The organism is Veillonella tobetsuensis (assembly GCF_001078375.1).
GTDB classification, from domain to species: Bacteria; Bacillota; Negativicutes; order Veillonellales; family Veillonellaceae; genus Veillonella; species Veillonella tobetsuensis.
In genome coordinates, this window is sequence record NZ_BBXI01000018.1 from 38,234 (window position 1) to 63,891 (window position 25,658).

Below are 25,658 nucleotides of genomic sequence, written 5' to 3' on the forward strand. Positions count from 1 at the left end.
CTCCCTCTAGATTATCGTACGGAAATTTCTAAAACTTCTGGTTTTTGAGCTGCATGTGGATGCTCAGGACCAGCGTATACGTTTAATTTACGGTATTGTTGTGCACCCAATTTATTTTTTGGAAGCATACCACGAACTGCCATCTCAACAACACGTTCAGGTTGTTTTTCAAGCATCATACCCAATTTAGTGAAACGAGCACCACCTGGATAACCAGAATGACGGAAGTATTCCTTTTGCTCTAATTTTTTACCAGTTACGCGAATTTTTTCTGCGTTTACAACGATCACATGGTCACCAGTGTCTACGTGTGGTGTGAAAGTTGGTTTATTTTTGCCCCGAAGAACTTTTGCAACTTCGGCAGCAAGGCGTCCTAAAGTTTTACCTTCAGCGTCAACAACATACCATTTCCGTTCGATTGTGTTCGGATTGGCCATAAATGTAGTTTTCATGCTGCATATCCTCCTAATAACGTCATAATTCTACCAAAATCAGCTTGTCCTTTGCTTCCGGGGCTAATGGAAACACGACTAAAGCTTACTCAAAATAGTATACAGATTTTATGGGGTTGTGTCAATTAAAAGTTACTATGATTTTTACCTTTGTAGAAGATAGATTTTATATTTACTTTCATTTAATTGAAAAATCTAAATGCTCAAAATTAAGTACCAAACCATGTCCCTGTAACAAGCCGATATAATAAATACAAAACCATTATTAAAAACAACATCCCACTAATAAGCCTAAAAATCAATATCATAATTGAGCTTTCATTGTAACTGTTATCAGGAGAGTATAAGCCCAATAATAAAGGATTATATATGCCGATTCCAGTTACAATGAGACCAAATATACAGACATAAAACTGTGGATCAATATTTCGAAAAAATATAATTAATTCACTCATTTATATACTCAAAACAATCTTTTAGTAATAGTACAAACAACACAATATATACAAAAACCCGCAGTGCATAGCACTGCGGGCAATAGCGCCAAATTATTTGGAGTACAATTCGACGATAAGTGTTTCGTTAACTTCGATAGGAAGTTCTTCACGTTGAGGAAGACGAGTGAATGTAGCTTTGAAGCCTTCCAAGTCTTTTTCAATGTAAGGAAGTTCGAAAGAACGAAGTTCTTGGAAATTAGTTTTGAACATTTCGTTGTCGCGGGAAGCTTCACGAAGTTCAATAACGTCACCTGGTTTGCAGGAGTAGGATGGAATGTCTACACGACGACCATTTACCAAAATGTGGCCATGGTTTACCATTTGACGAGCTTGACGAATGGAGTTACCGAAGCCGATGCGATATACAAGGTTATCAAGACGTTGTTCCAAAAGGATCAACATGTTTTCACCTGTAACACCTTGCATTTTTTTCGCTTTATCATAATAGCGTACGAACTGGCGTTCTAGCAAGTTGTAGTAAGCTTTAACTTTTTGTTTTTCTAATAATTGTGTGCCATACTCAGACATTTTTTTCTGACGTTGGTCTTTTTTGACGCGATTCAAGGCTTTTGCGTGACCGAATACGTTCACACCAAAGCGACGACAAAGTTTGAATCGAGCCTCTCTTCTCGTTGCCATGTGATTATCACCTCATAGTTTAATATAGACTTGTACCACGACATAAAGGTACCCAATAATAATAGCACTTCTTACAGTGCTATGTCAATTAGTTCTGCTTGTGAAAGTTAATCACCATTGAAAACACTTTTACCACGATTAATAATAACTAAAATTACTTACCCATCAAAGATATTCAAACACATTTTATTATATAAGAACCAATCTATATCCAACCTACACAATTCATCGTATATTATAGATTTAGATGAAAAAATACTCATATTATGCTACAATACAATTAATATGGGTAATATGTAGTAATATGAGGTCTTTAAGTTTAATCGGAGTACTGAGATGAAAGAATTACCAACCATGCAGGAACTACAAAGTTTTATTACATATAATAAAACAGGTAGTTTCACATTAGCAGCACAAACGATGAATATCACACAATCTGCTTTCAGTGCGCAAATGAAAAAATTAGAGCGTCTCGTAGGCGTTAAATTAATTTCGCGCTCTACTCGCGGCAGCCGCTTAACACCAGAAGGAGAGTTGTTTTTGCCTGAAGCAGAACTTGTTTTGGATACATTAGAAAGAGCTATACAATCCATCCGTTTAGCTAGCAAGGTAGAACGTCCAATTTTAAATATCGGTGTTCTTCGCAGCCTCGGCGATATTCGCCTCAATGGATATGTATCACATTTCTTTGAAAACCACCCTGAATTTTCTATGTCAATTTTTGATATGGAAGAAGAAGAGTTATTACTCGATTTGCGCGAAAACCGTATCGATATCGCTCTTCTCTATTTACCAAACAATAAGGATATGTCCTTATACGAATCAAAAGCATTGCGCGAAGATGAATTCGTTTACTATGCACCAAAGATAATCGATCAAATGCATGAGGCCACATTAAAAGCGATGCAACAATTTCCGTTATTAATGTATCCTCCTAAATACTTTATGTATCGTACCTTAAAAGCATATGTTGGTAACGGCCAGCAAAACCTACATATTAGAGGTAGCCGTTTATCAAATCCATATACAATGATTGATTATTGTCAGAAAAATGATTCTGGCTGCATCGTAGCACGTCAAATTCTCGATGCCCTCAATATTACTTCAGGCTATTTGCCTCTAGCAAAACCATTTAAATTACAAGTATGCTTCGCCTATAAGAAGAACAACTCAAAAACAGAAACCATGCATACATTCATGGACTACGTCCTCCAAGAATCTCCAGCGAGATTATAATTTAAAAAATCCCTCATTCTTCGATGAATGAGGGATTTTAATTTAGTATCTACTGACATTCCAAAACAATCGTGATACACTAAAATGAGATTTATATTCAATGAGAGGTATTTATGTTATTATCTATATTTTATTTTATCTTAGCTGGCATCGCTGAAATCGGCGGAGGCTATCTCGTTTGGCTCTATATGCGCGACGATAAAAGTCCCTTATATCTATTAGCGGGTGCTATAGTGCTAATTTTATATGGTGTCATTCCCACCTTTCAACCAGAAACAAGCTTTGGCAAGGTCTATGCCGCATATGGAGGCGTATTTATTGCCCTCTCTATTTTATGGGGTTGGCTCGTCGATGGCTTACGCCCAGATATGTACGATATCATAGGAGGCCTTATATGCCTCGTAGGCGTGTATATCATCATGTATGCGCCACGCTAACGAATTACATTGTCCATACTGAAAGCGACACCTAGGTGTCGCTTTTTTGTCACCAACGCGAAAAAAGCAGTTATCCGAAGATAACTGCTTTAGCTTGGTGGACGATGACAGGATCGAACTGCCGACATCCTGCTTGTAAGGCAGGCGCTCTCCCAGCTGAGCTAATCGTCCATGTGGTGACCCGTCCGGGAATCGAACCCGGGATACCGCCGTGAAAGGGCGGTGTCTTAACCGCTTGACCAACGGGCCATGATATGAAATTGGCTCCCCGAGTAGGACTCGAACCTACGACCGATCGGTTAACAGCCGATTGCTCTACCGACTGAGCTATCGAGGAACATTTATGGAGCGGGAAACGAGATTCGAACTCGCGACCCCCGCCTTGGCAAGGCGGTGCTCTACCGCTGAGCTATTCCCGCATTTGGTGGACGATGACAGGATCGAACTGCCGACATCCTGCTTGTAAGGCAGGCGCTCTCCCAGCTGAGCTAATCGTCCATATTGGTGACCCGTCCGGGAATCGAACCCGGGATACCGCCGTGAAAGGGCGGTGTCTTAACCGCTTGACCAACGGGCCAGATTTGGTGACTCACCCGCGACTCGAACGCGGGACACCCTGATTAAAAGTCAGGTGCTCTGCCAACTGAGCTAGTGAGTCATGAATGGCTCCCCGAGTAGGACTCGAACCTACGACCGATCGGTTAACAGCCGATTGCTCTACCGACTGAGCTATCGAGGAATGTATGGAGCGGGAAACGAGATTCGAACTCGCGACCCCCGCCTTGGCAAGGCGGTGCTCTACCGCTGAGCTATTCCCGCATACAGAACCGATAATTAATATAACATAATTATCAATCTGTCGTCAAGAACAAATTGAGAATGTCCTGACCGCCTTATAATAATATCAATTTACAAATATAGTGTCAATGGTTTTTATATGAAATCACTGAGAAATTTATATTTTAAAACCAGGGATACAAAACTTGTACAACACTTTCATAATACATATAAGAGGACTTCGCCAGTCCTCTCTTATGTAATCTATTCTTTATTCTTTTGTCTACCTTTACCAGCCCCATCTTCAGCGACGCTTACTTCGGCTTCGATGAATGTTTTCATGTCATTTAGCATATGCATAGATGCATCGATAATAGATAGGCCCATTGTGGAACCTAAGGCTTCATCGATTTGTAAGTTATAGTACAAACATGGTTTCACACCTAGGAATCGACATTGTTCCTTATGAATTGGTTCCTCATAGGCCGCCGATGGGAATACATAGTCTTTTACTAATGGCTCAATGGTAACAGCCGCCAATACAGCAGCACCTGTTACGGCATTATCAAATACTACAGCCATACGGTGACTTGTGGCACCTAAGATAAAGCCTGTTAAGAATGCAATATCTAAGCCTCCTGCAATATGAAGTAAATGTAATACCGCATCACGGCGATTGCTTTCACTCAATGCAGACCAATCATCCACAGCAATATTGAATCGATCTACAAAGGAATGAATATGAGCAGCCCGTTGTTCTACCGTAGGTCCACATTCGGTATGAACGAGAATATCATCATAGGCACAGCCCGTAATTGTAGCCGTCGTTACGAGGGAGTCAAGGAACACCCTCTCCCCTATATTGCCGATAGCTACCACTTGTAATCCATCAGCATGTAGTTTATCAGCATAGGTAAAGCCAAGCTCTAGAGCTCGCTCAAGTTCATCTTGAGAAATGACAGGTTCTACACCAAAGAAATGAGAGCCTTTACGAATGACTTGTTGATCAATATGTTCTAGATCACTAGTATCTTGCTCAAGACCTACATTTACAACATGTACGTCTGCATTTAACTTAAATGCTGCGCCTTGCGTAGCCGTTCTACCTTCATTGAAACGTTTGATAGCGGCGTAGCTTTCACTACCATGCTGATTATTTTGAGGACCATCTACCAAGTGATCCGCTGCTACAATGAGCACACCATGGCGCAAATGATTTGGCTTAGGATTTGCTAGAATACCTGCGAAACGTTCAGCTATGGTTTCTAATGTTGCAAGGCTATAAATAGGTTTTGTTAAATTATCAATACGTAAACGGCATGCTTCCATGGATGGTACATGCAATGGTTCTATGTTGAAAGTTCTCATGCCTTACCTCCTGTTATGGCCAAATACATATGAACTGCAAGGTCTAGCATCCCCATTTGAACCGAACTACCAGAGGCCTCGCCTAGACAAAGACCTAAATCTACATAAGCTTCAAGACCTAAATTTACCAACGAAGATTTAGCAGCCTTTTCAGCCGACAAATGAGATGCCATCACATAATCCATGACTTCTGGCACTAAGGTTTTAGCTACTAATGCACAAGCAGAAGTATTAAAACCATCGATGATAACCAATCCATTATTAGCAGCGGCACCTAAGATGACGCCAACGATACAAGCAAATTCAAAACCACCTACAGAGGATAAAATACCAATGGCATCGTCCTTTGGTATATCCTTATATTTTTCTAGTACATCATGAACGATGCGTTGCTTTAATTTAAGGCGTTCATCGGAAATATTAGTACCTCGACCTGTCGCTTCTTCTGCAGTGAGGCCCGCAAACTTAGCGGTCATAAGGGCACTAGCTGTAGTATTGGAAATCCCCATTTCACCTACTAAAAATACGTTGAAACCTTCATCGATTTTTTCTTTTACAAGACGGATACCTGTTTCAATGCCTTCAATCGCTTGTTCCCGTGTCATGGCTGGTTCTTCTACGAAGTTTTTTGTTCCCATCCCCAGTTTATGACTGCGTAGGCCCGGTACCCAACTCATATCCGCATCAATACCCATGTCGATGACTTCCATTTGAGCACCACAGTAATTAGCTAAGGAATTAGCACCAGCCCCTTTAGGGATTAGGTAGTTCTGTGTCATCCCAACGGTAGTTTCCTTTGGGTACGCACTAACACCCATATCAGCTACACCATGATCCGCACTAGCAATAATCATACACGGCTTTGGTATTGTCAAAGTCTCTTGATTCGTAGCAGAGCCATATTGGGCCACCACATTTACAAGACGACCATACTGCTCTACAGATGATGCTGCATTCCAGCTATCAATTATATGTTGTTCAATCTCTTGATTGCGACCTGTAATAGCGCCACAAGTTTCTTGTAACAAACTCATACTATCTCCCTTAGTTATCTTTAATTTGTCCCGTTAAATACGGCAATTTACTACGAATGTCACGGCTTCGTTCCAAATAGGATTCTAATGCTTGACCTTCATCTTCTTGTGAAAGTATTTCTTTCACACGTTGAATTTCTTCTTCGATTTGTGTAAGACCATTAATAACATTACGACGATTACCATAAATAATTTCACGCCACATAGATGGTAAGCCCCCTGCTACACGTGTACAGTCGCGGAAACCACCAGCGGATAATTTCATGCGCAATTCGCCTAATTCATCGCCGCCAGATACTTGTGTCACAATAGATGCTAATAAATGAGGCATATGGCTGACCATAGCTAAATATGCATCATGAGCATAAATATCGACAACCTCAATACGAGAGCCTAAAGCACGTCCCATATCCGCCAGTTCTTGAGCAACCTCTTCGTTATACACTTCAGAGGCTTTGTCCTCTAGCACAATCCACCCCATGCCTTTAAATAGATTTTTATGAGATACTTCATATCCACCCTTTTCAGAACCAGCCATAGGATGAACAGATACAAATATAGTCCCCTTAGGAATTGATTCATACACAGCACGGACAAAGTTTTCCTTAGCACTAGATACATCTGTTACCACTTGACCAGGTCTAAACAGATGTGCCATTTCCGTAAAAAGTCGTGCATTTGTATCTGGTGGCAAAGAAAATACAACAATATCTGAGTGTTCAATCAATGGTTCGACTTCTGTCCAAGCAGCACTCACGACTCCATCTTGTAATGCCGCATCACATATTTCTTGTCGCCTAGCATAGCCAACAACCTCATAATCTGTATATGCTTTTAAGGCCTTTGCTAAAGAGCCTCCTAATAGACCTAATCCAATAATACCTACGGTTTTACTCATATAAACCTACTTTCACAAATATCTAGTAATTTACAATCTCCAATGTGATGTTCAATATATTTCTACAAACAAGTAATAATTAATAATAATTAATATTTCAAAACTACGCCTCAATAAGTCGTCTATTTTTCCATTTACCGCTATACCAGCGATACACAAATAATAAACCTCGTAAAATTTCATCTGCCGCCATAGCAATCCAAATACCTACGAGTCCCCAGCCCCAGTAAATACCAAAGAGGTAGGACAATGGTACAGCACATAGCCACATGCCAAAGACACCTACTAGCATCGGCGTCCGAATATCCCCTGCCGCTTGTAAACAGCTAACCATAACAATATTAACGGCGCGTCCTAGTTCAAGGAAAATCTCAACCAATAATACATTATGCGCTAATGATAGGATTTCTGGATCCGTAGTAAATACGGATAGCACAATATCACTGGTAATATAAAAGAACGTAGCCAAGCCTACATTGATAGTAATAGCTAAAAACATAGAATACCATACGCGATTTGTCACCTCATCTTGCCGTTTGGCCCCCATCAAGAAGCCCACAATAACTTGAGATGCATTTGCTAATGCTATGGTATATACATAGCAAAGCATGGCAATAACCGATACATAGACCTTTGTATTAATAACAGCTAGCCCTAGGATGTTGACCATTTTCATAATCGTTGTCTGAGATAACTGATAGCTTAAGGTTTCACCACCAGAGGGAACACTGATATTCAGTAAAGACTTAACCGTATGCCACGGGAATGGTTTTAAAAATTTGAAGTTCACCTCTAACGTAAGCAACTTCTTAAAGGTATAGCCGATAATTACGAGGCCTACCACCTTAGATAACCAGGTAGAAATTGATACCCCTAGTACACCAAGGCTTGGTATGGGACCATGACCAAATATTAATACATAGTTAGTTGTGATATGGATAACATTCATAACTAACGCGATATACATAGTAACACGCGTTAATGAATGGCCTCTAAATACGGCAACCAACGCATAATACATAGCCTGAATCGGTAATCCTGCGGCCACAATGGTCGTATATATCGACGTATCGCTCATCGTTTCTGGCGGAATACCAAGCCATGTAAAAATCCATTCATGACAGGTGATAAAGAATACGGCCGCAACAGATGAAAAGAAAAAGTTCAACACCAAGCTAACCGTACATACCTCTGATAGCTTCGACTGATTCCGAGCGCCTAAGTATTGAGCTATCAAAATCGTCGTAGCTGTGCTCATTACAATGATGAGCATAATAAATATATTTAAAATTTGATTGGCATTAGCCACAGCTGCTACCGCTTGAGGAGAGTAGTGACTCATCATCACTTGGTCTATATTACCTACTAACAGCTGTAGGAACACTTCGATAAATATAGGCCAACTCAAAGTCCAGATAGACAAGCTAATCCCTTTTTCATAAGACTTCATAGTATCCCCTTTATGTTCTAATGCCAAACTTTTTACACACTAGAAGAAAACGCCTTTAGATTTTTCTTTAGTTTCTTGATCAGCAATGAATGGGATTCTTGTAGTTCTGCCTTCTTTAGCCGCTACAATCTTTTTAAATGGGAATTCAAATATTTCTCTATTCCAAGTATTTACCGCATCATTATACAAGGTTCTAGCTGCAGTAATTTCTTTTTGCAAGTAAGAGTTTTGTTGCATTGCATCGCGAATCGTATCTTGGCTTTGTAATTCAGGATAATTTTCTATAGCTACATTAATAGCTCGTGTAGCTTTATTAAGTTGTGAGTTTACATCACTACGAGACTCTTCAGAGAAATTGCCACTTCTATATTTAGCAATATCTACGAGAATATCTTTATCTACTTCAATGGACTTTTCTACAAGCTTAGCTGCATTAGAAAGAATCACAACACGTTGCTCCATATAATTATCGATTTCAGATGCAGCATTTTGGATTCTTTGTTCCATCATATTAAATTCTGAGCTAATTTGTTTTAATCGCCACCAAGGATAAATCAGTACAATTGCGCCAATAATGGATATGGCATACTTGTCTATAACAATTCCTAAAACGATGCCTAGAACACCGATTGCCATAAGAATTGTAGGAATAAGTTTTTCAAAACCACTAGTTTCTACAGGAATCACCTTAGCGATAACATGCACGTCTCTGCCTTCAGACATAATTTCCGGATTCATTTCGTCTAATTGATTAGCCATTATTGCTACCTCCAAATTGTTCATAAATAGTATGTAATAAATCGCTTAGAGATTGATTTTGTCGATATAGTTTACCGACCATAAAGTGGTCATATGCAAACGAACGATCTTTATTATTTTCAGATTGTTGATAGTGGTCCAAGCCTTTAATATGCTTGAAATCATCTCCTGCAGATTTTATTTCCGAAACCTCTATAAATTCATGCTTTGTAACAGGAACATACTCCTCCCAGTGTACTGGCACATAATAAGTCCTACCATTGCCGGCTCTGACTGGCACCTCATCTACATGACCAATCGTTCTATAAGAATACGCATCTACCTTGATCACTTCAGAGTCGCCTTCTTTTTTATGGTGACTAGTCTTAAGGATTGTTTTTACATTATTTCGCTCCGCTGCATCAGGAGGAACAAATAAATTAAGTCCCATTTTATTAGCCAGCATTTCTGTAATGTAATCATTATATCTGAAATCATAAGACTTACCATAAATATAGTCATTAGATGCCATTTGTTGATACACAGGGATTGCTAAAACTGGTAGGAATGAGAAGTACATATGATCAAAATATGCACAGTTAAAATTAATGAACTTCTCTTTGATTTTTTGGAATGAAAAATCATAATACTGAGATGGTGCAGTATTAAAATCCCACTTTTGAGAGTTATCCGTTTTAATCTCATTGATTTTGCATTCTTTATTAAATACAAAGTCATCTCCATATGGAGAGTTTTCAAAAATATCCTTGTAATTATTTTGTGCTAATGGCGTAAACAGTACCCTAAATTCAACCTCATTATTTCGATCCAACGCATTAAATTGTGCATCAAACTCCTCATTAGCTAAGGCTTGGAAGCTTCCACCACCTTCTAATGAGTCCTGACCTTTTTTTCTAATGCTAGCAATCCCTTTAGATAAAAGGCTCTTAGCACCACCCAGATTAAAGAATCCTTTTTCCGGTGGTTTTCTATGGAATATTAGATTAGGGGCCGCATGATTACCATACACTAAGGATACTCTATTTGCATAATATGGACCAGGTTGTCTTATTACGGCACGTAATGTTTCGTTAACATCTCTTGTCTTCAGATTACCATTAGAGTCTACATACTCCTCTGTATAAGTAACATTTAACGTACCCTCATATGTATAGTCATCCATCCAATGAATTATACGTTTAAGAAAAACAAAAGGATTCCCTAGGATATCTCCAGAAGCAATATCTAATGTTGAATGATTTACATCCCCTTTTTCTAAAAATCCATAATCTTTAACTAACTGTTCATACCGTTCAATATTAAAATTAGAATCCATATGAATAAAGGGAATCGCCTTCTTTATGAGCTCTGCAGTCATTTCACTATGAAATAGATTATTTAATGGTGCCAGCATCTCATACCCTTCTTGGCGCATTTGAGCTAAAGTTGATTCTAAATCATTTAGTTTTTCTTCAAGACTCTTACTATTAGGCTTAATCCAATATAGATACAGAACTACAGTTAGCACAAGAACAATACTAGAAACAGCAACCGATATAATATCTATAGGATCTTGTGAAAACTGATAAACACCATAAATAAGGGCACCTATACCGATAACAAAATCAACTTTTTTGATAATACCAAATCGTTTATATGAAGTATTTGATTGATCTCGATTTTCTGATACAGTAGTATACTTATCTATTAACTCTCTATTTTTATCTATATCTACCTTAGATTGATTTACCAAGTCTTGGAAATATTCTTCTGTGACATGCTGAAAGGCATCCTTTAAATCTTCCCGATAATACTTAAGTGGTTCTAGTAATGCTTCATTATATTCATTCGACACGCTACTCATTCCTCTACTCAATGACTCATATTGTAAAACAACAGACCTATACGTTATAAATTTTTATAAAAACCCCTCTTTACTAGACTTCCAGTAAAGAGGGGTACAGATCATAAATGACTCGTTTTAAATAGGATTACTTAAATTGATTGCAAAGACTATCGAATAGAGCTTGATCTGGTTTTACTACATCTTCAGTCAATGGACGAGCATGTGGACCACCATTTGCTGCAGCCATAGCTTTTTCAAAAGAAGGTTTCGTTTTATTTTGATAGATAAGACCAGTAACCAAACCATCTGTTTCACCCAAAGTTTTAAGTGCTGCTGCACGATCTGTTGGGTCATAACCTTCTGGCAATGCAACTAAATGCTCTTTGAACCAGTCATAGCTATTGTGTTTATTATAAGTAACACATGGGCTGAATACGTTAATGAAGGAGAAGCCTTCATGATCCATTGCTTGTTGAATTAAATCAACGAGCTCTGCACGATTAATCATATAACCTTGTGCAACAAATGTAGCTCCTGCAGCAATTGCAGTTTCACAGATGGACAATGGTGTTTCAAATGCCCCACGAGGAGTTGTTTTTGTAACAAAACCAATATCGGAACGAGGGGATGCTTGACCTTTAGTCAAACCATATACATGGTTATCCATTACAACGTATGTCATGTTTACATTACGTTTGAAAGCATGAATTGTATGCCCCATGCCGATAGCGAACGCATCGCCATCACCGGAACATGCAATAACTTCTAAATCTTGGTTAGCAAGTTTAACGCCTTGAGCGTAAGGAAGCGCACGACCATGAGTTGTATGTGCACCATAAGCATAAAAATAACCACCGATACGGCTAGAACAACCGATACCAGAAATAACTGCTAATTTTTCAGGTGGAATATTTTTTGCTACTACTGCATCAGTAATGGCTGCTTGAACCCCATAATGACCACAACCAGGGCACCAGTTAGGGCGAATATCATTTCTGTAATCTTTAGCTGTTGTCATATTATAGGACCTCCTTAATTGCATTTTTCACATACGATTTTGTGAATGGATTACCATCATATTTCAAGCAGCTAGAAATTTTAGATTTCTTATGCATGTTGATTTTGAATAGATTAGTTAATTGACCAGTCGCATTATGTTCTACAATAACAACTTTTTTAGCTGCATCCATGAAAGGTTGCAATTGTTTTGCAGGGAAAGGTTTAATCAAACGAAGTTGTAAGTGGTTAACTTTAACGCCTTCTTGATCAAGTTCAGCTACGGCTTCTTCAATAGCACCACGGCTAGAAGCCATACCTACAACAAGCACATCAGCTTCGTCATATTTAGCATTATTCAAGAATGGTTCATAGTTGTCAGCTACAGTTTCCAATTTACGGAAGCGTTTATCAGTTTGCGCTACGTGCATTGTAGGTGCTTCAGCTGGTTTACCTTCTTCGTTATGTTCTAGACCTGTAGAAAGGAATAGACCATTTTTCATGCCAGGAATTGTACGAGGGGAAAGACCATCTTCGGTCAATTCAAAGCGTTTGAAGTAGTTAGGTTGAACCAATTCAGGAAGATCAGCTTCCTTCATCATTTTACCGCGATTAATAGGTACGCGGTTCAAGTCGAATGTAGGAACCGATTGTTTATTCAAGCCTTGTTGCAAGTCTGGCATGAAGATAACTGGGCATTGATACATTTCTGCCAAGTTGAATGCTTTTTGAATTTCATAGAAGCATTCTTCAATAGATGTTGGAGAAATTACGATACCAGAATAATCACCATGTGCATTGTAGCAAGCCGCATCAATATCGGATTGTTCAACCTTTGTAGCCATACCAGTGGATGGGCCAGAACGTTGTACATCGATAACAACCATAGGAAGTTCAGCCATAGATGCCATGGACAAGGATTCTGCCATCAAGGAAAGGCCAGGCCCGGAAGTACATGTAAAGCCACGAACACCTGCATATACACCACCCATAGCAGTCATACATGCAGCGATTTCGTCCTCTGTTTGAACAACTGTAGCACCCAATTTATCCATGTTTTTAATCATGTATTCCATTACTTCAGATGCTGGAGTAATAGGATAGGATGCCATAAAACGAGAACCTGCTGCAATAGCGCCAAGTGCACATGCTTCATTACCTAACAAGAACATCTGATCTTTTTTGCCAGGAGCTGGTAATGTATCGATTTCCACATCGCCTAATTTTTCCATAACTAGGCCATAACCGTCATCGAATGCAGCCAAGTTTTTATCGATAATTTCTTGAGATTTTTTAGCAAATTTTTCAGCAATAGCATCTTTAAACATCTTAGTATCAAAGCCAAGAAGAGCTACGGACATACCAAGTGCTACGATGTTACGCATCAACATAGAGCCTTGTTTCATTGCTGTTTCAGAGATTGGCAATGATAGACAATTAATTTTGGAACCTTCAAATTTAGAAAAATCTGGTTTTACTTTACTATCACAGATAATATAGCCGCCATCGCGTACTTCTGTACCGTGCATATCAACAGTTTCTTGATCAAGGGAAAGCAAAAAGTCTACGCCTTCACCAATGGACATAATTTGTTCTAATGCAACACGCAATGCGAAGGTAGTATGACCACCTTTAATACGGGATGCAAACAAACGTTGACTGTATAGAGAATAACCTTCTTTTGCAAGGATTGTAGCCATAATTTCGCCACAACTCTCGATACCTTCACCTTGTTGGCCCCCCATTTTCCAGATAAAATCTTTACGTTTTTGCAAGATATTCACCCTCCTTAGGATAAAAATTACTATGCTGACAAGAGTCTACCCTATGTATATAAATTACAGCTAAGTAATAAACCTGTCTTATAGTGCAATTGTAACATGTATAGTAGGCGTTTTACAATGTAACATTTAACATAGAATTCTAAGTATTACAAATTAATATAAATACATATAATAAACAAAAGCAGTAGATAATATTGATATCTACTGCTTTTATGTGCATTTATAAATAATTTTGATGATTTTCAGTCTATTTCGAATCAAAAATCATATAGAATATTTATTCTCCCTTAATACGTTGAATCACTGTATTAAGTCTATCTGGAGTAAAGAAGATTTCCTCTAATACGAGCCCCTGAGCAGGTGCGGTTTTCCCAATTTTCTTTCGATCTTTTGCGGCCAACAGTTCAGGGATTCGGGCCACTGATTTTCGGCCCAATCCTACATCAACTAATAACCCAGCTATATTCCGAACCATATGATATAAAAAACCATCGCCAACGACAGAAATATCGATGTGTCCATTCTTTTCTACAATACCAACAGCATAAATGGTCTTCACCGGGTCTACAGGTGTCGTATTAGCCCCTTTTAATGTAGAAAAATCATGTGTTCCTTCGAGGGCTTTACCCGCGTGCCTCATAGCCTTAATATCTAAGGGCTTCTTTACATGCCAATGATAGCGTTGACCTATAGGATCAGCAATCTCACGATTATAAATAGAATAAATATACTCCTTACCAAATATGTTATTACGCGGTTTCCAATCTAATGGTATCTCAATAGCCTCCGTAACAACGATATCCTTTGGCAAATGAGCAATCGTAGCCCTAGGAATATTTTCCACAGGTATCGATCCTGAGGTTCGAAAGGCACACACTTGAAAACGAGCATGCACACCCGCATCCGTTCTAGAGGCTCCATAGATTTGAATTGGCTCGGCACAAATGATAGATAACGCCTTTTCCAACGCACCTTGAACGGTAATACCTTTATCTGCCGATTGTTTTTGATAGCCAGCTAAATCTGTGCCATCATAGGCTACAATGAGCCGTATATTTCGCATTAGTTTAACCACCATAAAGCTAATAAGATAGCTGTAACCATTAGTACAGCACCAATGCCAACATAATCTACCCAAGTAATACTTAGCTCTTTCATGCGCGTACGATTAACACCGCCACGATAACAACGAGCCTCCATGGCGATAGCTAATTCATCGGCACGACGAAAAGCACTGATAAATAGCGGTACTAAAAGAGGTATCATATTCTTAGCTCGTTGTATAATGCTACCTGTTACAAAATCTGCACCACGAGCCGATTGAGCTTTCATAATACGATCTGTCTCATCTAACAAAGTCGGAATAAAGCGCAATGCAATAGTCATCATCATAGCTAATTCATGCGCTGGTACCCCGATACGACGGAATGGATTTAACAAATGCTCAATACCATCTGTCAGCCGTATAGGTGATGTCGTATAGGTTAGCAAGGAAGAGAATAAGATTAAGAATACCAATCGTGCCGCCATTTGCAAGCCCATAGCCACACCATTATCGGTAATATTAATAATCCCATAGGATATCAAGCTGTTACCAGGGGTTGTAAAAATATGAATCCCCATGGTAAATACAATAATAATCCATAGAGGTTTAATAGCATTCCACATCAAGCGCAATGGCAATCTAGATAGTAGCATAGCACCAATGGTAAAAGCTGCCACAATACCATATGCCAATGGCGTATTCGCTAAGAATATGGCCACTACAAAAATAGTGGTACCTATAATTTTTGCCCTTGGATCCATGTGATGTAATAAAGAATCACCTGGGAAGAATTGGCCAATAGTAATATTATTTAACATGTTGACCTCCTTCCAAGATAGATTTCACTGCATCATCAACGGATAAAACTTTGTTGGATAGATCAAGGCCCCTATTGCGAAGCGATTCAATCAACACCGATACGGGAGGTACATCAACCCCTACCTCTTGTAACACATGGCGTTGATGGTTAAAGATATCTAATGGTTTACCATCCAACACGATTTTACCTTTATCAAGGACGATTAGACGATTTGCCATTCTAGAAATATCCTCCATATTATGAGACACGAGGATAACGGTTATTTTTTTTTCATTGTGTAATTTAATGATTTCCTCAAAAATTTCTTCACGGCCAAACGGATCAAGACCAGCAGACGGTTCGTCAAGAACAAGAAAATCTGGCTCCATTGCCACAACACCAGCTATGGCAACACGACGCATTTGACCACCAGATAGATGGAATGGGGAGCGTTCAGCATAGGTATCATAGTCAAGTCCTACAAAATCCATCGCTTCACGTACACGACGATCTACTTCTTCTTCATCAAGACCTAAATTTTTAGGTCCAAATGCAATATCGGCAGCAATAGTTTCTTCAAACAGTTGATGTTCTGGATATTGGAATACCATACCAACCTTATGACGCATCTTTTTAGCTTCATCAGTTTTCTCGCTTACATCAACACCATTAACAGTTACTGTTCCTGTTGTAGGATGCAATAATCCATTAAGATGTTGCACAAAAGTAGATTTACCAGAACCAGTATGCCCAATAATACCTAAAAATTCTCCATTTTCAATGGTCACAGATATGCCTTTTAAAGCCGTTTTTTCAAAAGGAGTTCCCACACCATAGGTATAGGTAATATTATCTAATACAATAGCCATTAGTGTGCCTCCTTCGCATAATAATTAATTAGTGCATTCCCTAACTCATCATTGGTAATAATATCTTGTGGAATATCAACACCTTGTTGAGTTAATTTAAAGGCCACCTCTGCTGCCACAGGAACATCCAGCCCTAAACCTTTTAAGGTATCAACTTGTGTAAAGATTTCTCGTGGTGACCCCTCCTGTAGTTTTACACCATTTTTCATGACTACCACACGATCAGCTGTAACCGCTTCTTCCATGAAATGAGTAATTAGCACAATGGTTATACCTTCTTCTTTATTCAGTTTGTGAATTGTTTCTAAAACCTCTATTCTCCCTTTAGGGTCAAGCATAGCTGTAGGTTCATCTAAAACGATACAATCTGGTTTCATTGCTAAAACGCCAGCAATAGCAATACGTTGCTTTTGACCACCAGATAATAAATGAGGGCCATGTTCCGCATAATCAGTCATATTTACTGCTGCTAATGCGTCGTCAACACGCTTACGTATTTCAGCACTAGGAACACCTAAATTCTCTGGGCCAAATGCCACATCTTCCTCCACAACGGCTGCAACGATTTGATTGTCAGGGTTTTGGAATACCATCCCTACATGTTGACGAATATCCCAAATATGCTCCCCATCTAATGTATCATAACCACATACATTAACATGACCTTCTGTAGGTTGTAATAGCACATTAAAATGTTTAGCCAACGTACTTTTACCACTACCATTAGTACCGATAATAGCAACAAACTCTCCGCGATGTATACTAAGACTGACATCATCTAGCGCACGCACATCATTACCATTTTCATCAATATATAGATGGCTTAAATGATTGACCTCAATCATAGTTTCTTTTGATTTCATGAATAGCCTCGTATCTTTCTAGTCAATTTCGTTTTTTCTGAAAGTTAACAATTATACTTTCACTTCTACGATAACTGCTACTATATAACGATATTTGTACTAGTCGATTGTACCATAAAATTGACAATAAAAAAACGGTGCTGCAACCGAAGTTACAACACCGTATGAGTTTGATTAAACTAACTCGATAATAGCCAAAGGTGCAGCGTCACCTTTGCGAAGACCAGTTTTGATTACACGAGTGTAACCACCTTGGCGGTCTGCATATTTTGGAGCAATTGTATCAAACAATTTTTTTACTACGCTTTCATCCATGAGGTATGCAAGAACTTGACGACGTGCATGAAGATCACCACGTTTAGCCAAAGTTACCATTTGCTCAGCTAAAGAGCGAAGTTCTTTCGCTTTAGCTTCAGTAGTTTCAATACGCTCATATTGGAAGAAAGATGTTAACATGCTGCGGAACAACGCTTTACGAGCGGAGCTATCGCGGCCTAATTTTCTGTACATTCGTCTTCCTCCTTATTCGCCTTTTTGCTTAAGATTAAATCCACCTGGATGATTGCTGAGTTTGTCAGCGATTTCATCGATAGATTTTTTACCTAAGTTGCGAACTTTTCCTAAGTCATCAATGGTTTTGTCTAGCAAATCTGCAATTGTGTTGATACCAGCACGTTTCAAGCAGTTGTAAGCACGAACAGAGAGTTCCAATTCATCAATGGAAATCTTAGCTGGGCCGTCATCTTCTTGAACATCTTGAGGAGTAGGATCAACTACATCACCTTCAAGATTTTGATCGTCTAATTCAACAACACTTGTAGAGTGCGCTAATTTAGTGAAGTTCCCTAAATAACCAATCATAATGGCAGCAGATTTAGCCACTGCATCAGCAGCGGTAATGGAACCATCAGTCCAAACCTCTAGTGTAAGTTTGTCGAAGTCCATCTCATTACCTACGCGAACATCACTCACTTCGTATTTAGCACGAAGAATTGGGGAGAAGATAGAATCAATTGGAATGCAACCGATAACATCTGTATCCTTTTTATTCTTAGTGGAAGGAACATATCCTTTACCACGTTCGATTACTACGTCCATTACTAAATGAGCTGTTTCATCCATTGTCGCAATCACGAGTTCAGGATTCAATACTTCTACTTCTGGTGGAAGTTGTTCTGCTAAATCAGCAGCTGTTAACACACCATCCTTTTGGAAGTCAAAATGAACTTCCAATGGCCATTCTGCATCTTCTTCAAGTTTAATGCACAATTGCTTTAAGTTAAGGATGATATCCGTTACATCTTCGCGAATACCAGGAATCGTAGAGAATTCATGAAGAACCCCATCAATTTTGATAGAGGTGATAGCTGCCCCATCCAAGGATGAAAGCAAAATTCTGCGTAAGCTATTACCGAGAGTGATACCATAACCACGATCTAATGGTTCACATACAAATTTACCATAGCGACCGCCATCGGCGATGTCCACTTTCTCGATTTTAAGTTTCTTTTCTTCGCTCATCAGGAACATCCTCCTATATAACACACGTTCTTAGTTTAATTATAGCACGGCCGTCAAAACGGCCGTCTATATATTATACACGACGGCGTTTTGGAGGGCGACAACCATTGTGAGGAATTGGAGTTACGTCTTTAATGGAAGTAACTTCAAGACCTGCAGCTTGTAAAGCACGGATTGCAGCTTCACGGCCGGATCCAGGACCTTTTACAAATACTTCAACAGTGCGAAGACCATGTTCCATTGCAGCTTTAGCAGCTTGTTCAGCAGCCATTTGAGCAGCGAATGGAGTGGATTTACGGGAACCACGGAAGCCCAAGCCACCAGCGGAAGCCCAAGACAACGCATTACCGTTTGTATCTGTTAAAGTTACGATAGTGTTATTGAATGTAGAACGAATATGAGCCGCACCGGATTCAATATGTTTCTTTTCTTTTCTTTTTGTTCTAACAACTTTTTTAGCCACGCTTTATCCCTCCTTTATCTTATTTCTTTTTACCAGCAATTGCTTTTCTAGGACCTTTGCGAGTACGTGCATTCGTTTTAGTACGTTGACCACGAAGTGGTAAACCCATACGATGACGTTTGCCTCGATAGGAGTTGATTTCAATTAAGCGTTTAATGTTAAGAGCTTCTTCACGACGAAGGTCACCTTCAACTTTGTAATCAGCATCTAACAATTCACGGATTTTCGCTACTTCATCTTCAGAAAGATCACGAACACGTGTGTCAGGGTTGATACCAGTTTTAGCAATGATTTCAGCTGCTAAAGTTGGACCAATACCATAAATATAAGTTAAACCAATTTCCACTCGTTTATCACGAGGTAAATCTACACCGGCGATACGTGCCATCTAATCATCCACCTCCTATCAGATTATCCTTGTTTTTGTTTATGTTTTGGATTTTCGCAAATAACCATTACGCGGCCTTTGCGTTTAATGATTTTACATTTTTCGCATATCTTTTTAACTGATGGTTGAACCTTCATTAGTACCTCCTTTGTGGACCCTATGCTTATTTGAAGCGATAGGTGATGCGACCACGATTTAAGTCATACGGTGTCAGTTCCATAGTAACTTTATCACCAGGAAGAATACGGATAAAATTCATACGCATTTTACCTGACACATGAGCTAATACCACATGACCATTTTCCAATTCTACTTGGAACATAGCATTAGGTAAAGCTTCTACTACCGTACCTTCCACCTCAATAACGTCTTCTTTTGACATATTTTTTCCTCCGGTTACCTGTTTATTTAATTAACCGCGGTTCATCACGCATGGTTAATATTTCAGGGCCGTTTTCTGTAACAACCACTGTATGTTCGAAATGAGCAGCCGGTTTACCATCAATGGTAACTGCCGTCCAGTCATCACCCAACACACGAACTTTATAAGAACCTAATGTAATCATTGGTTCAATACACAATACCATACCTGGCTTAATTAAAGTGCCATGTTCTGGACTACCATAGTTTGGAATTTGTGGATCTTCGTGCATTTCACGGCCTAAACCATGACCTACGAAGTCGCGAACGACACCGTAACCATGTTTCTCACAATACGTTTGAACAGCGTGTCCGATGGCACCAATACGGTTACCAACTTTCACTTGTTCGATTCCCTTGAACAGACTTTCCTCTGTTACTTTTAACAATTTCATCACATCAGGTTTGACGTGACCGATAGGAATTGTCACAGCCGAATCACCATGGTAACCATCCACAGATGACACAAGGTCAATACTGAGGATGTCACCACTTTTAAGCTTGCGCTTAGCGCTCGGAATACCATGAACAACTTCTTCATTGATAGAAGCACAGATTGTAGCAGGGAACCCATAGTACCCTTTACAACTTGGTATACCACCGTGGCTGCGAATATATTCTTCGGCAATTGTATCTAACTCAAGCGTCGTGATGCCAGGTTTAGCCTTTTCTACTAACAAGGACAACGTGTCTGCTGTAAGCTTGCTTGCCTTGCGGATACATTCAATTTCATGGGGCGATTTTAAAATAATCATTGATTATTTCTCCAACGCCTTAATGATGTCAGCAAATACTGCGTCTACATCTTGTAAACCATTGATTTCTTGATATAAACCGCTATTACGATAGTAATCAATCAAAGGTTTAGTAGATTCTTCGTACACAGCAAGACGTTTCTGTACTGTTTCAGGGTTATCATCAGCACGATTTTCAAGAACTGCTCGTTCACTAATGCGTTTAACAAGTTCCTCAGATGGAACATTTAAGTTAAGCACAGCGTCCAAAGAAATTCCTAATTCTTTAAGAATTGCATCCAAGGATACAGCTTGTGCTGTAGTTCTTGGGAATCCATCAAGAATGAATCCAGATTTGCAGTCATCTTTAACCAAACGATCACGTACGATACCAACAGTTACACTGTCAGGTACCAGTTGACCAGCATCGATATATTTCTTAGCCTCAACTCCAAGTGGTGTTTCGTTCTTAATCGCAGCGCGGAACATATCACCAGTTGAAATTTGGGGAATACCGTATTTTTCAATAAGTCGAGCAGCCTGTGTGCCTTTACCAGCACCAGGAGGTCCCATTAATAAAATATACATTCTGTTTCCCTCCTATTTTACAAAGCCCTTATAGTGGCGTGTTACCATAAGCGACTCAATTTGTTGCATTGTATCAAGTGCTACACCTACAACGATCAAGAGAGCTGTACCACCAAAGTATACGCCTTGCACGCCTGTAATTGTACCGAGGAAGTTCGGTATAATAGCGACGATAGCTAAGAATACAGCACCAGCCAATGTAATCTTGGTCATCACGTTATCCACATAATCAGCAGTAGGTTTACCCGCACGAATACCTGGGATAAAACCACCGTATTTTTTCATATTATCTGCCATATCTGTAATGTTGATAGAGATTGCAGTATAGAAGTATGTAAATATAAAGATCAATATTGCATACAATGCCGTTTGTAACGGCGTTCCCCATGTAAATAGATCCGCAATTTTATGAACAATATCATTGTCGATAAATTGTGCAATCGTTACAGGGAACATCAACACAGATGACGCAAAGATAATTGGAATTACACCTGCCTGATTGACTTTCAACGGCAAGAATGTAGAGTGGCCACCGTACATTTTACGACCTACTACGCGTTTTGCGTATTGAATCGGAATGCGGCGTTGGCCTTGTGTAACAGCTACTACAACAGCAATCATTGCAATAGCAATTACAGCGAATAAGAATGCTTGGAACATATTAATTGTTCCTGTTTGTATATATTGGTAAATGGTTTGAAGACCATCTGGTAATCGAGCTACGATACCAGCAAAGATAATCAAAGAAATACCATTACCAATGCCATATGCTGTGATTTGTTCGCCAATCCACATCAACAAGCATGTGCCTGCTGTTAGGATAATAGCAACAACAAATACACTAAGGATATCATTATTTACGAGAGCGGAATTTGCACGTAGTGCAAAAGCCATGCCAAAGGCTTGAACAAAACCTAAAACAACCGTACCATAACGAGTTACCTTCGCAATTTTTTTACGGCCATCCTCACCATCTTTACTCCACGCTTCAAACTGTGGAACTACAGCTTGAAGTAGTTGCATGATGATGGAAGCATTAATGTAAGGGGTAATACTCATTGCAAAGATAGAGAACTTACTTAGCGCACCACCAGCAAACAAGTCTAAAAGACCGAATAGGTTACCGGATGTGAACAAAGATTCAATAACAGATGCATCTACACCTGGTACAGGGATATGAATGCCGGCTCTAAATACAGCAAACATCATCAATGTGTACAAAATTTTGTTGCGCAACTCGGTAATCTTAAAGATGTTCGAGAGGCTATCTAGCAAACTAGATCACCTCAACTTTTCCGCCTGCTGCTGTGATTTTTTCTTCAGCAGATTTAGTGAAGCCATTGGCAATAACAGTTAGATTTTTAGTTTCCAAAGAACCATTACCTAAGATACGAATGCCATCGCGTACATTTTTCAAAATACCAGCTTCAATAAGAGCTACTGGATCAACAACTGCACCATCTTCAAAACGGTTCAATTGTTCAACGTTAACTTCAGCATATTGTTTAGCAAAAACACTGTTGTTGAAACCGCGTTTTGGTAAACGACGATAAAGAGGCATTTGGCCGCCTTCAAAACCGGAGCGAACGCCACCGCCGGAACGGGAGTTTTGACCTTTTTGACCACGACCAGATGTTTTACCCAAGCCAGAACCTAAACCACGGCCTACACGAGTACGAGTTTTTTTGGAACCAGCAGCTGGTTGTAATTCATGAAGTTTCATTCAGTGCACCTCCTTATCAGTATTAAACTTCTTCAACTTTTACTAAATGTCTAACTTTGTGAAGCATACCTTCGATTTGAGGTGTCACTTCTTTTACAACTTGAGAATTAGTTTTTTTCAAGCCCAAAGCTTTAACTGTCGCGCGTTGATCTTCAGGACGACCGATTAAGCTTCTTGTTAATGTTACTTTAACTTGTGCCATTTCTTGTCTCCTTATTACGCGTTATATATTTCTTCAACGGATTTACCACGAAGTTCAGCAACTTCGCTAGCGCGTTTCAAATCTTTCAAACCTTCGATTGTAGCACGAACCATATTGTTAGGGTTAGAAGAGCCCAAAGATTTAGTCAAGATGTTACGAACACCTACTAATTCCAATACGGCACGAACAGGGCCACCAGCGATAACGCCAGTACCTTCAGCAGCTGGTTTCAAGAATACGCGGCCTGCACCGAATACGCCTGTTACGCTGTGAGGGATTGTACCATTTTTAATTGCTACGTTTACGATATTTTTCTTAGCATCATCGATACCTTTGCGGATAGCTTCAGGTACTTCCGCAGCTTTACCTAAGCCAACGCCTACATAACCGTTGCCATCACCAACAACTACAAGAGCGCTGAAGGAAAAACGACGACCACCTTTAACTACTTTGGCTACGCGGTTGATGAATACTACTCTTTCTTTAAGATCAAGACTGGTGTAGTCAATTCTCGCCATGTCTATAGTTCCTCCTTCTTAGAATTTTAAGCCTGCTTCACGAGCACCTTCTGCAAGGGCTGCTACGCGACCATGATAAATGTAACCACCACGGTCAAACACTACTGTGTCAATACCTTTAGCGATAGCTTTTTTAGCAACTGCTTCACCAACAGCTTTAGCAGCAGCTACGTTACCACCATAGGATAAATTTAAATCTTTATCTAGAGAGCTAGCAGCTACCAATGTAGTACCTGCTACGTCATCAATAACTTGTGCGTAAATATTGCTCAAGCTACGGTATACGTTCAAACGTGGGCAAGTTGCCGTACCAGAAATATGGCGGCGAATACGAAGATGACGTTTTGCTCGAGCGATGTTTCTACTAGATTTACGAGGCAAGATATTCACTCCTTTCATTTATATAGATGATATTACTATTTACCTTTTGCACCAGCTTTACCAGCTTTACGACGAACAACTTCGCCTTCATAGCGGATACCTTTACCTTTGTAAGGTTCTGGTTTTCTCCATTTACGGATATCAGCTGCTACTGCGCCTACAACTTCTTTGTCTGCACCAGACACAACGATTTTGTTAGGAGCTGGAACTTCAATTGTAATACCAGCTGGAGCTTTCATCTCTACTGGGTGAGAGAAGCCAAGTGTAAGAGCTAATTTATCGCCTTGTTTAGCCGCTCTGTAACCAACACCGTTGATTTCAAGAGTTTTTGTAAATCCTTCTGCTACGCCTGTTACCATATTAGCAACAAGAGCGCGAGTCAAACCGTGAAGGGCACGATGAGCTTTATCTTCGGAAGGACGAGCTACTGTAATTGTGTTACCTTCTACAGTGATGATCATATCTGGATGCAAATCGCGAGATAATTCACCTTTAGGACCTTTTACGTTCATATGATGGTTATCATATGTAACAGTAACGCCTGCAGGAATCTCGATAGGCATTCTACCGATACGTGACATTATTTCTACCTCCTATTGCTACTATTACCAAACGTATGCGATTACTTCGCCACCAAGACCTTCTTTACGAGCTTGTTTGTCGCTCATAACGCCTTTGGATGTAGAAATAACTGCGATACCCAAACCACCAAGTACACGAGGAAGTTCTTCCTTCTTCGCGTAAACACGTAAACCAGGTTTGGAAATACGTTTAATTCCTGTAATAACTTTTTCGTTATTGGAACCATATTTCAATGTTACTTTTAAAGTGTTTTCTTCTTTTTCTACGTTCTTTACGAAACCTTCTTGTAAAAGGATGTCAAGAACTGCTGCTTTCATTCTAGATGCAGGAATGTTTACCGTTTCGTGAAGTGCAGCATTTGCATTACGGATGCGCGTAAGCATATCCGCGATAGGATCGGTCATTACCAT

Annotated in this window: 31 protein-coding genes and 9 tRNA genes; 2 read left to right on the forward strand and 38 right to left on the reverse strand. The window is 39.5% G+C overall.

Annotated features, from left to right (window positions below; translation table 11 throughout):
* Positions 1 to 11 precede the first annotated feature (11 nt).
* The gene (gene rplM, locus VEI_RS07670) at positions 12 to 452 is read right to left on the reverse strand and encodes a 50S ribosomal protein L13 (RefSeq protein WP_059363981.1); all 441 of its coding nucleotides are present in this window, start codon (positions 450 to 452) and stop codon (positions 12 to 14) included.
* Between the two features lie 548 nt (positions 453 to 1,000).
* Entirely contained in the window at positions 1,001 to 1,588 is a 588-nt protein-coding gene (gene rpsD, locus VEI_RS07675; protein WP_009350991.1) for a 30S ribosomal protein S4, read from the reverse strand.
* 336 nt (positions 1,589 to 1,924) lie between these two features.
* Here rpsD and VEI_RS07680 point away from each other — a divergent pair, with 336 nt between their 5' ends.
* A complete protein-coding gene (locus tag VEI_RS07680; RefSeq protein ID WP_059363983.1) occupies positions 1,925 to 2,824 on the forward strand; it encodes a LysR family transcriptional regulator in 900 nt (299 codons plus the stop codon).
* Positions 2,825 to 2,937: 113 nt separating this feature from the next.
* Positions 2,938 to 3,261, forward strand: coding sequence for a YnfA family protein (locus VEI_RS07685; protein ID WP_059363985.1), 324 nt, complete (start codon positions 2,938 to 2,940; stop codon positions 3,259 to 3,261).
* A 95-nt stretch (positions 3,262 to 3,356) separates the two neighbouring features.
* On the opposite strand, the gene VEI_RS07690 is transcribed toward VEI_RS07685, so the two are convergent.
* From VEI_RS07690 to rpsH, 36 genes are all read right to left on the reverse strand, one after another.
* Positions 3,357 to 3,432: transfer RNA gene (locus VEI_RS07690), tRNA-Val, on the reverse strand.
* Between the two features lie 3 nt (positions 3,433 to 3,435).
* Positions 3,436 to 3,510 (reverse strand) — tRNA-Glu (locus tag VEI_RS07695).
* A 12-nt stretch (positions 3,511 to 3,522) separates the two neighbouring features.
* Positions 3,523 to 3,598, reverse strand: a tRNA-Asn gene (locus tag VEI_RS07700).
* A 7-nt stretch (positions 3,599 to 3,605) separates the two neighbouring features.
* Positions 3,606 to 3,680, reverse strand: a tRNA-Gly gene (locus VEI_RS07705).
* Between the two features lie 3 nt (positions 3,681 to 3,683).
* A tRNA-Val gene (locus VEI_RS07710) sits at positions 3,684 to 3,759 on the reverse strand.
* 4 nt (positions 3,760 to 3,763) lie between these two features.
* Positions 3,764 to 3,838, reverse strand: a tRNA-Glu gene (locus tag VEI_RS07715).
* A gap of 5 nt (positions 3,839 to 3,843) precedes the next feature.
* Positions 3,844 to 3,919: transfer RNA gene (locus VEI_RS07720), tRNA-Lys, on the reverse strand.
* Between the two features lie 5 nt (positions 3,920 to 3,924).
* A tRNA-Asn gene (locus VEI_RS07725) sits at positions 3,925 to 4,000 on the reverse strand.
* A 5-nt stretch (positions 4,001 to 4,005) separates the two neighbouring features.
* Positions 4,006 to 4,080: transfer RNA gene (locus VEI_RS07730), tRNA-Gly, on the reverse strand.
* A 222-nt stretch (positions 4,081 to 4,302) separates the two neighbouring features.
* Entirely contained in the window at positions 4,303 to 5,406 is a 1,104-nt protein-coding gene (locus tag VEI_RS07735) for a nicotinate-nucleotide--dimethylbenzimidazole phosphoribosyltransferase (protein WP_059363987.1), read from the reverse strand.
* Positions 5,403 to 6,440, reverse strand: a complete 1,038-nt coding sequence (locus tag VEI_RS07740; protein WP_059363988.1) for a nicotinate-nucleotide--dimethylbenzimidazole phosphoribosyltransferase — start codon at positions 6,438 to 6,440, stop codon at positions 5,403 to 5,405. The genes VEI_RS07735 and VEI_RS07740 overlap by 4 nt, the downstream gene beginning before the upstream one ends.
* 10 nt (positions 6,441 to 6,450) lie before the next feature.
* Positions 6,451 to 7,338 carry a prephenate dehydrogenase gene (locus VEI_RS07745; RefSeq protein WP_059363990.1) on the reverse strand — a complete coding sequence of 296 codons (888 nt, stop codon included), beginning with the start codon at positions 7,336 to 7,338 and terminating at the stop codon, positions 6,451 to 6,453.
* A 103-nt stretch (positions 7,339 to 7,441) separates the two neighbouring features.
* Complete coding sequence (locus VEI_RS07750) at positions 7,442 to 8,788, reverse strand: MATE family efflux transporter (protein WP_059363992.1); 1,347 nt, start codon at positions 8,786 to 8,788, stop codon at positions 7,442 to 7,444.
* 39 nt (positions 8,789 to 8,827) lie between these two features.
* On the reverse strand, positions 8,828 to 9,547 hold the full coding sequence (locus VEI_RS07755; protein WP_059363999.1) for a LemA family protein: 720 nt from the start codon (positions 9,545 to 9,547) through the stop codon (positions 8,828 to 8,830).
* Positions 9,540 to 11,390 (reverse strand): MAG1210 family protein, encoded by a 1,851-nt coding sequence (locus VEI_RS07760; RefSeq protein ID WP_223209355.1) that lies wholly within the window; start codon positions 11,388 to 11,390, stop codon positions 9,540 to 9,542. Before VEI_RS07760 ends, VEI_RS07755 begins: the two co-directional genes overlap by 8 nt.
* Before the next feature lie 127 nt (positions 11,391 to 11,517).
* Entirely contained in the window at positions 11,518 to 12,390 is an 873-nt protein-coding gene (locus tag VEI_RS07765; protein ID WP_059364008.1) for a 2-oxoacid:ferredoxin oxidoreductase subunit beta, read from the reverse strand.
* Position 12,391: 1 nt separating this feature from the next.
* A complete protein-coding gene (locus VEI_RS07770) occupies positions 12,392 to 14,143 on the reverse strand; it encodes a 2-oxoacid:acceptor oxidoreductase subunit alpha (protein ID WP_082161472.1) in 1,752 nt (583 codons plus the stop codon).
* 286 nt (positions 14,144 to 14,429) lie between these two features.
* Positions 14,430 to 15,215 (reverse strand): tRNA pseudouridine(38-40) synthase TruA, encoded by a 786-nt coding sequence (gene truA / locus VEI_RS07775; RefSeq protein WP_059364012.1) that lies wholly within the window; start codon positions 15,213 to 15,215, stop codon positions 14,430 to 14,432.
* Positions 15,215 to 16,015: an energy-coupling factor transporter transmembrane component T family protein gene (locus VEI_RS07780; RefSeq protein ID WP_059364017.1), complete on the reverse strand. Its 801-nt coding sequence runs from the start codon at positions 16,013 to 16,015 to the stop codon at positions 15,215 to 15,217. The genes truA and VEI_RS07780 overlap by 1 nt, the downstream gene beginning before the upstream one ends.
* Positions 16,005 to 16,865: an energy-coupling factor transporter ATPase gene (locus VEI_RS07785; protein WP_059364021.1), complete on the reverse strand. Its 861-nt coding sequence runs from the start codon at positions 16,863 to 16,865 to the stop codon at positions 16,005 to 16,007. Before VEI_RS07785 ends, VEI_RS07780 begins: the two co-directional genes overlap by 11 nt.
* Positions 16,865 to 17,728 (reverse strand): energy-coupling factor transporter ATPase, encoded by an 864-nt coding sequence (locus tag VEI_RS07790; RefSeq protein ID WP_059364024.1) that lies wholly within the window; start codon positions 17,726 to 17,728, stop codon positions 16,865 to 16,867. Before VEI_RS07790 ends, VEI_RS07785 begins: the two co-directional genes overlap by 1 nt.
* A gap of 174 nt (positions 17,729 to 17,902) precedes the next feature.
* The gene (gene rplQ, locus VEI_RS07795; protein ID WP_059364025.1) at positions 17,903 to 18,238 is read right to left on the reverse strand and encodes a 50S ribosomal protein L17; all 336 of its coding nucleotides are present in this window, start codon (positions 18,236 to 18,238) and stop codon (positions 17,903 to 17,905) included.
* A gap of 12 nt (positions 18,239 to 18,250) precedes the next feature.
* Positions 18,251 to 19,249 (reverse strand): DNA-directed RNA polymerase subunit alpha, encoded by a 999-nt coding sequence (locus VEI_RS07800; RefSeq protein ID WP_059364027.1) that lies wholly within the window; start codon positions 19,247 to 19,249, stop codon positions 18,251 to 18,253.
* Between the two features lie 73 nt (positions 19,250 to 19,322).
* Positions 19,323 to 19,712 carry a 30S ribosomal protein S11 gene (rpsK, locus tag VEI_RS07805; RefSeq protein ID WP_004695151.1) on the reverse strand — a complete coding sequence of 130 codons (390 nt, stop codon included), beginning with the start codon at positions 19,710 to 19,712 and terminating at the stop codon, positions 19,323 to 19,325.
* A 19-nt stretch (positions 19,713 to 19,731) separates the two neighbouring features.
* Positions 19,732 to 20,100, reverse strand: a complete 369-nt coding sequence (rpsM, locus tag VEI_RS07810) for a 30S ribosomal protein S13 (protein ID WP_059364029.1) — start codon at positions 20,098 to 20,100, stop codon at positions 19,732 to 19,734.
* A 23-nt stretch (positions 20,101 to 20,123) separates the two neighbouring features.
* Positions 20,124 to 20,237, reverse strand: a complete 114-nt coding sequence (gene rpmJ, locus VEI_RS07815; protein WP_004695148.1) for a 50S ribosomal protein L36 — start codon at positions 20,235 to 20,237, stop codon at positions 20,124 to 20,126.
* Positions 20,238 to 20,263: 26 nt separating this feature from the next.
* Positions 20,264 to 20,482: a translation initiation factor IF-1 gene (infA, locus tag VEI_RS07820; RefSeq protein WP_005377071.1), complete on the reverse strand. Its 219-nt coding sequence runs from the start codon at positions 20,480 to 20,482 to the stop codon at positions 20,264 to 20,266.
* 22 nt (positions 20,483 to 20,504) lie between these two features.
* A complete protein-coding gene (gene map, locus VEI_RS07825; RefSeq protein ID WP_059364034.1) occupies positions 20,505 to 21,275 on the reverse strand; it encodes a type I methionyl aminopeptidase in 771 nt (256 codons plus the stop codon).
* A gap of 3 nt (positions 21,276 to 21,278) precedes the next feature.
* Entirely contained in the window at positions 21,279 to 21,842 is a 564-nt protein-coding gene (locus VEI_RS07830; protein WP_004695145.1) for an adenylate kinase, read from the reverse strand.
* 12 nt (positions 21,843 to 21,854) lie between these two features.
* Positions 21,855 to 23,117: a preprotein translocase subunit SecY gene (secY, locus tag VEI_RS07835; RefSeq protein ID WP_059364039.1), complete on the reverse strand. Its 1,263-nt coding sequence runs from the start codon at positions 23,115 to 23,117 to the stop codon at positions 21,855 to 21,857.
* A gap of 1 nt (position 23,118) precedes the next feature.
* Positions 23,119 to 23,565, reverse strand: a complete 447-nt coding sequence (gene rplO / locus VEI_RS07840; protein ID WP_059364044.1) for a 50S ribosomal protein L15 — start codon at positions 23,563 to 23,565, stop codon at positions 23,119 to 23,121.
* Positions 23,566 to 23,587: 22 nt separating this feature from the next.
* Positions 23,588 to 23,767: a 50S ribosomal protein L30 gene (rpmD, locus tag VEI_RS07845; protein ID WP_004695138.1), complete on the reverse strand. Its 180-nt coding sequence runs from the start codon at positions 23,765 to 23,767 to the stop codon at positions 23,588 to 23,590.
* Positions 23,768 to 23,781: 14 nt separating this feature from the next.
* Complete coding sequence (rpsE, locus tag VEI_RS07850) at positions 23,782 to 24,285, reverse strand: 30S ribosomal protein S5 (protein WP_005381688.1); 504 nt, start codon at positions 24,283 to 24,285, stop codon at positions 23,782 to 23,784.
* 18 nt (positions 24,286 to 24,303) lie between these two features.
* Positions 24,304 to 24,684 (reverse strand): 50S ribosomal protein L18, encoded by a 381-nt coding sequence (gene rplR / locus VEI_RS07855; protein ID WP_005385510.1) that lies wholly within the window; start codon positions 24,682 to 24,684, stop codon positions 24,304 to 24,306.
* Between the two features lie 17 nt (positions 24,685 to 24,701).
* Positions 24,702 to 25,247 (reverse strand): 50S ribosomal protein L6, encoded by a 546-nt coding sequence (gene rplF, locus VEI_RS07860; RefSeq protein WP_059364045.1) that lies wholly within the window; start codon positions 25,245 to 25,247, stop codon positions 24,702 to 24,704.
* A 24-nt stretch (positions 25,248 to 25,271) separates the two neighbouring features.
* Positions 25,272 to 25,658, reverse strand: coding sequence for a 30S ribosomal protein S8 (gene rpsH, locus VEI_RS07865; protein WP_004695128.1), 387 nt, complete (start codon positions 25,656 to 25,658; stop codon positions 25,272 to 25,274).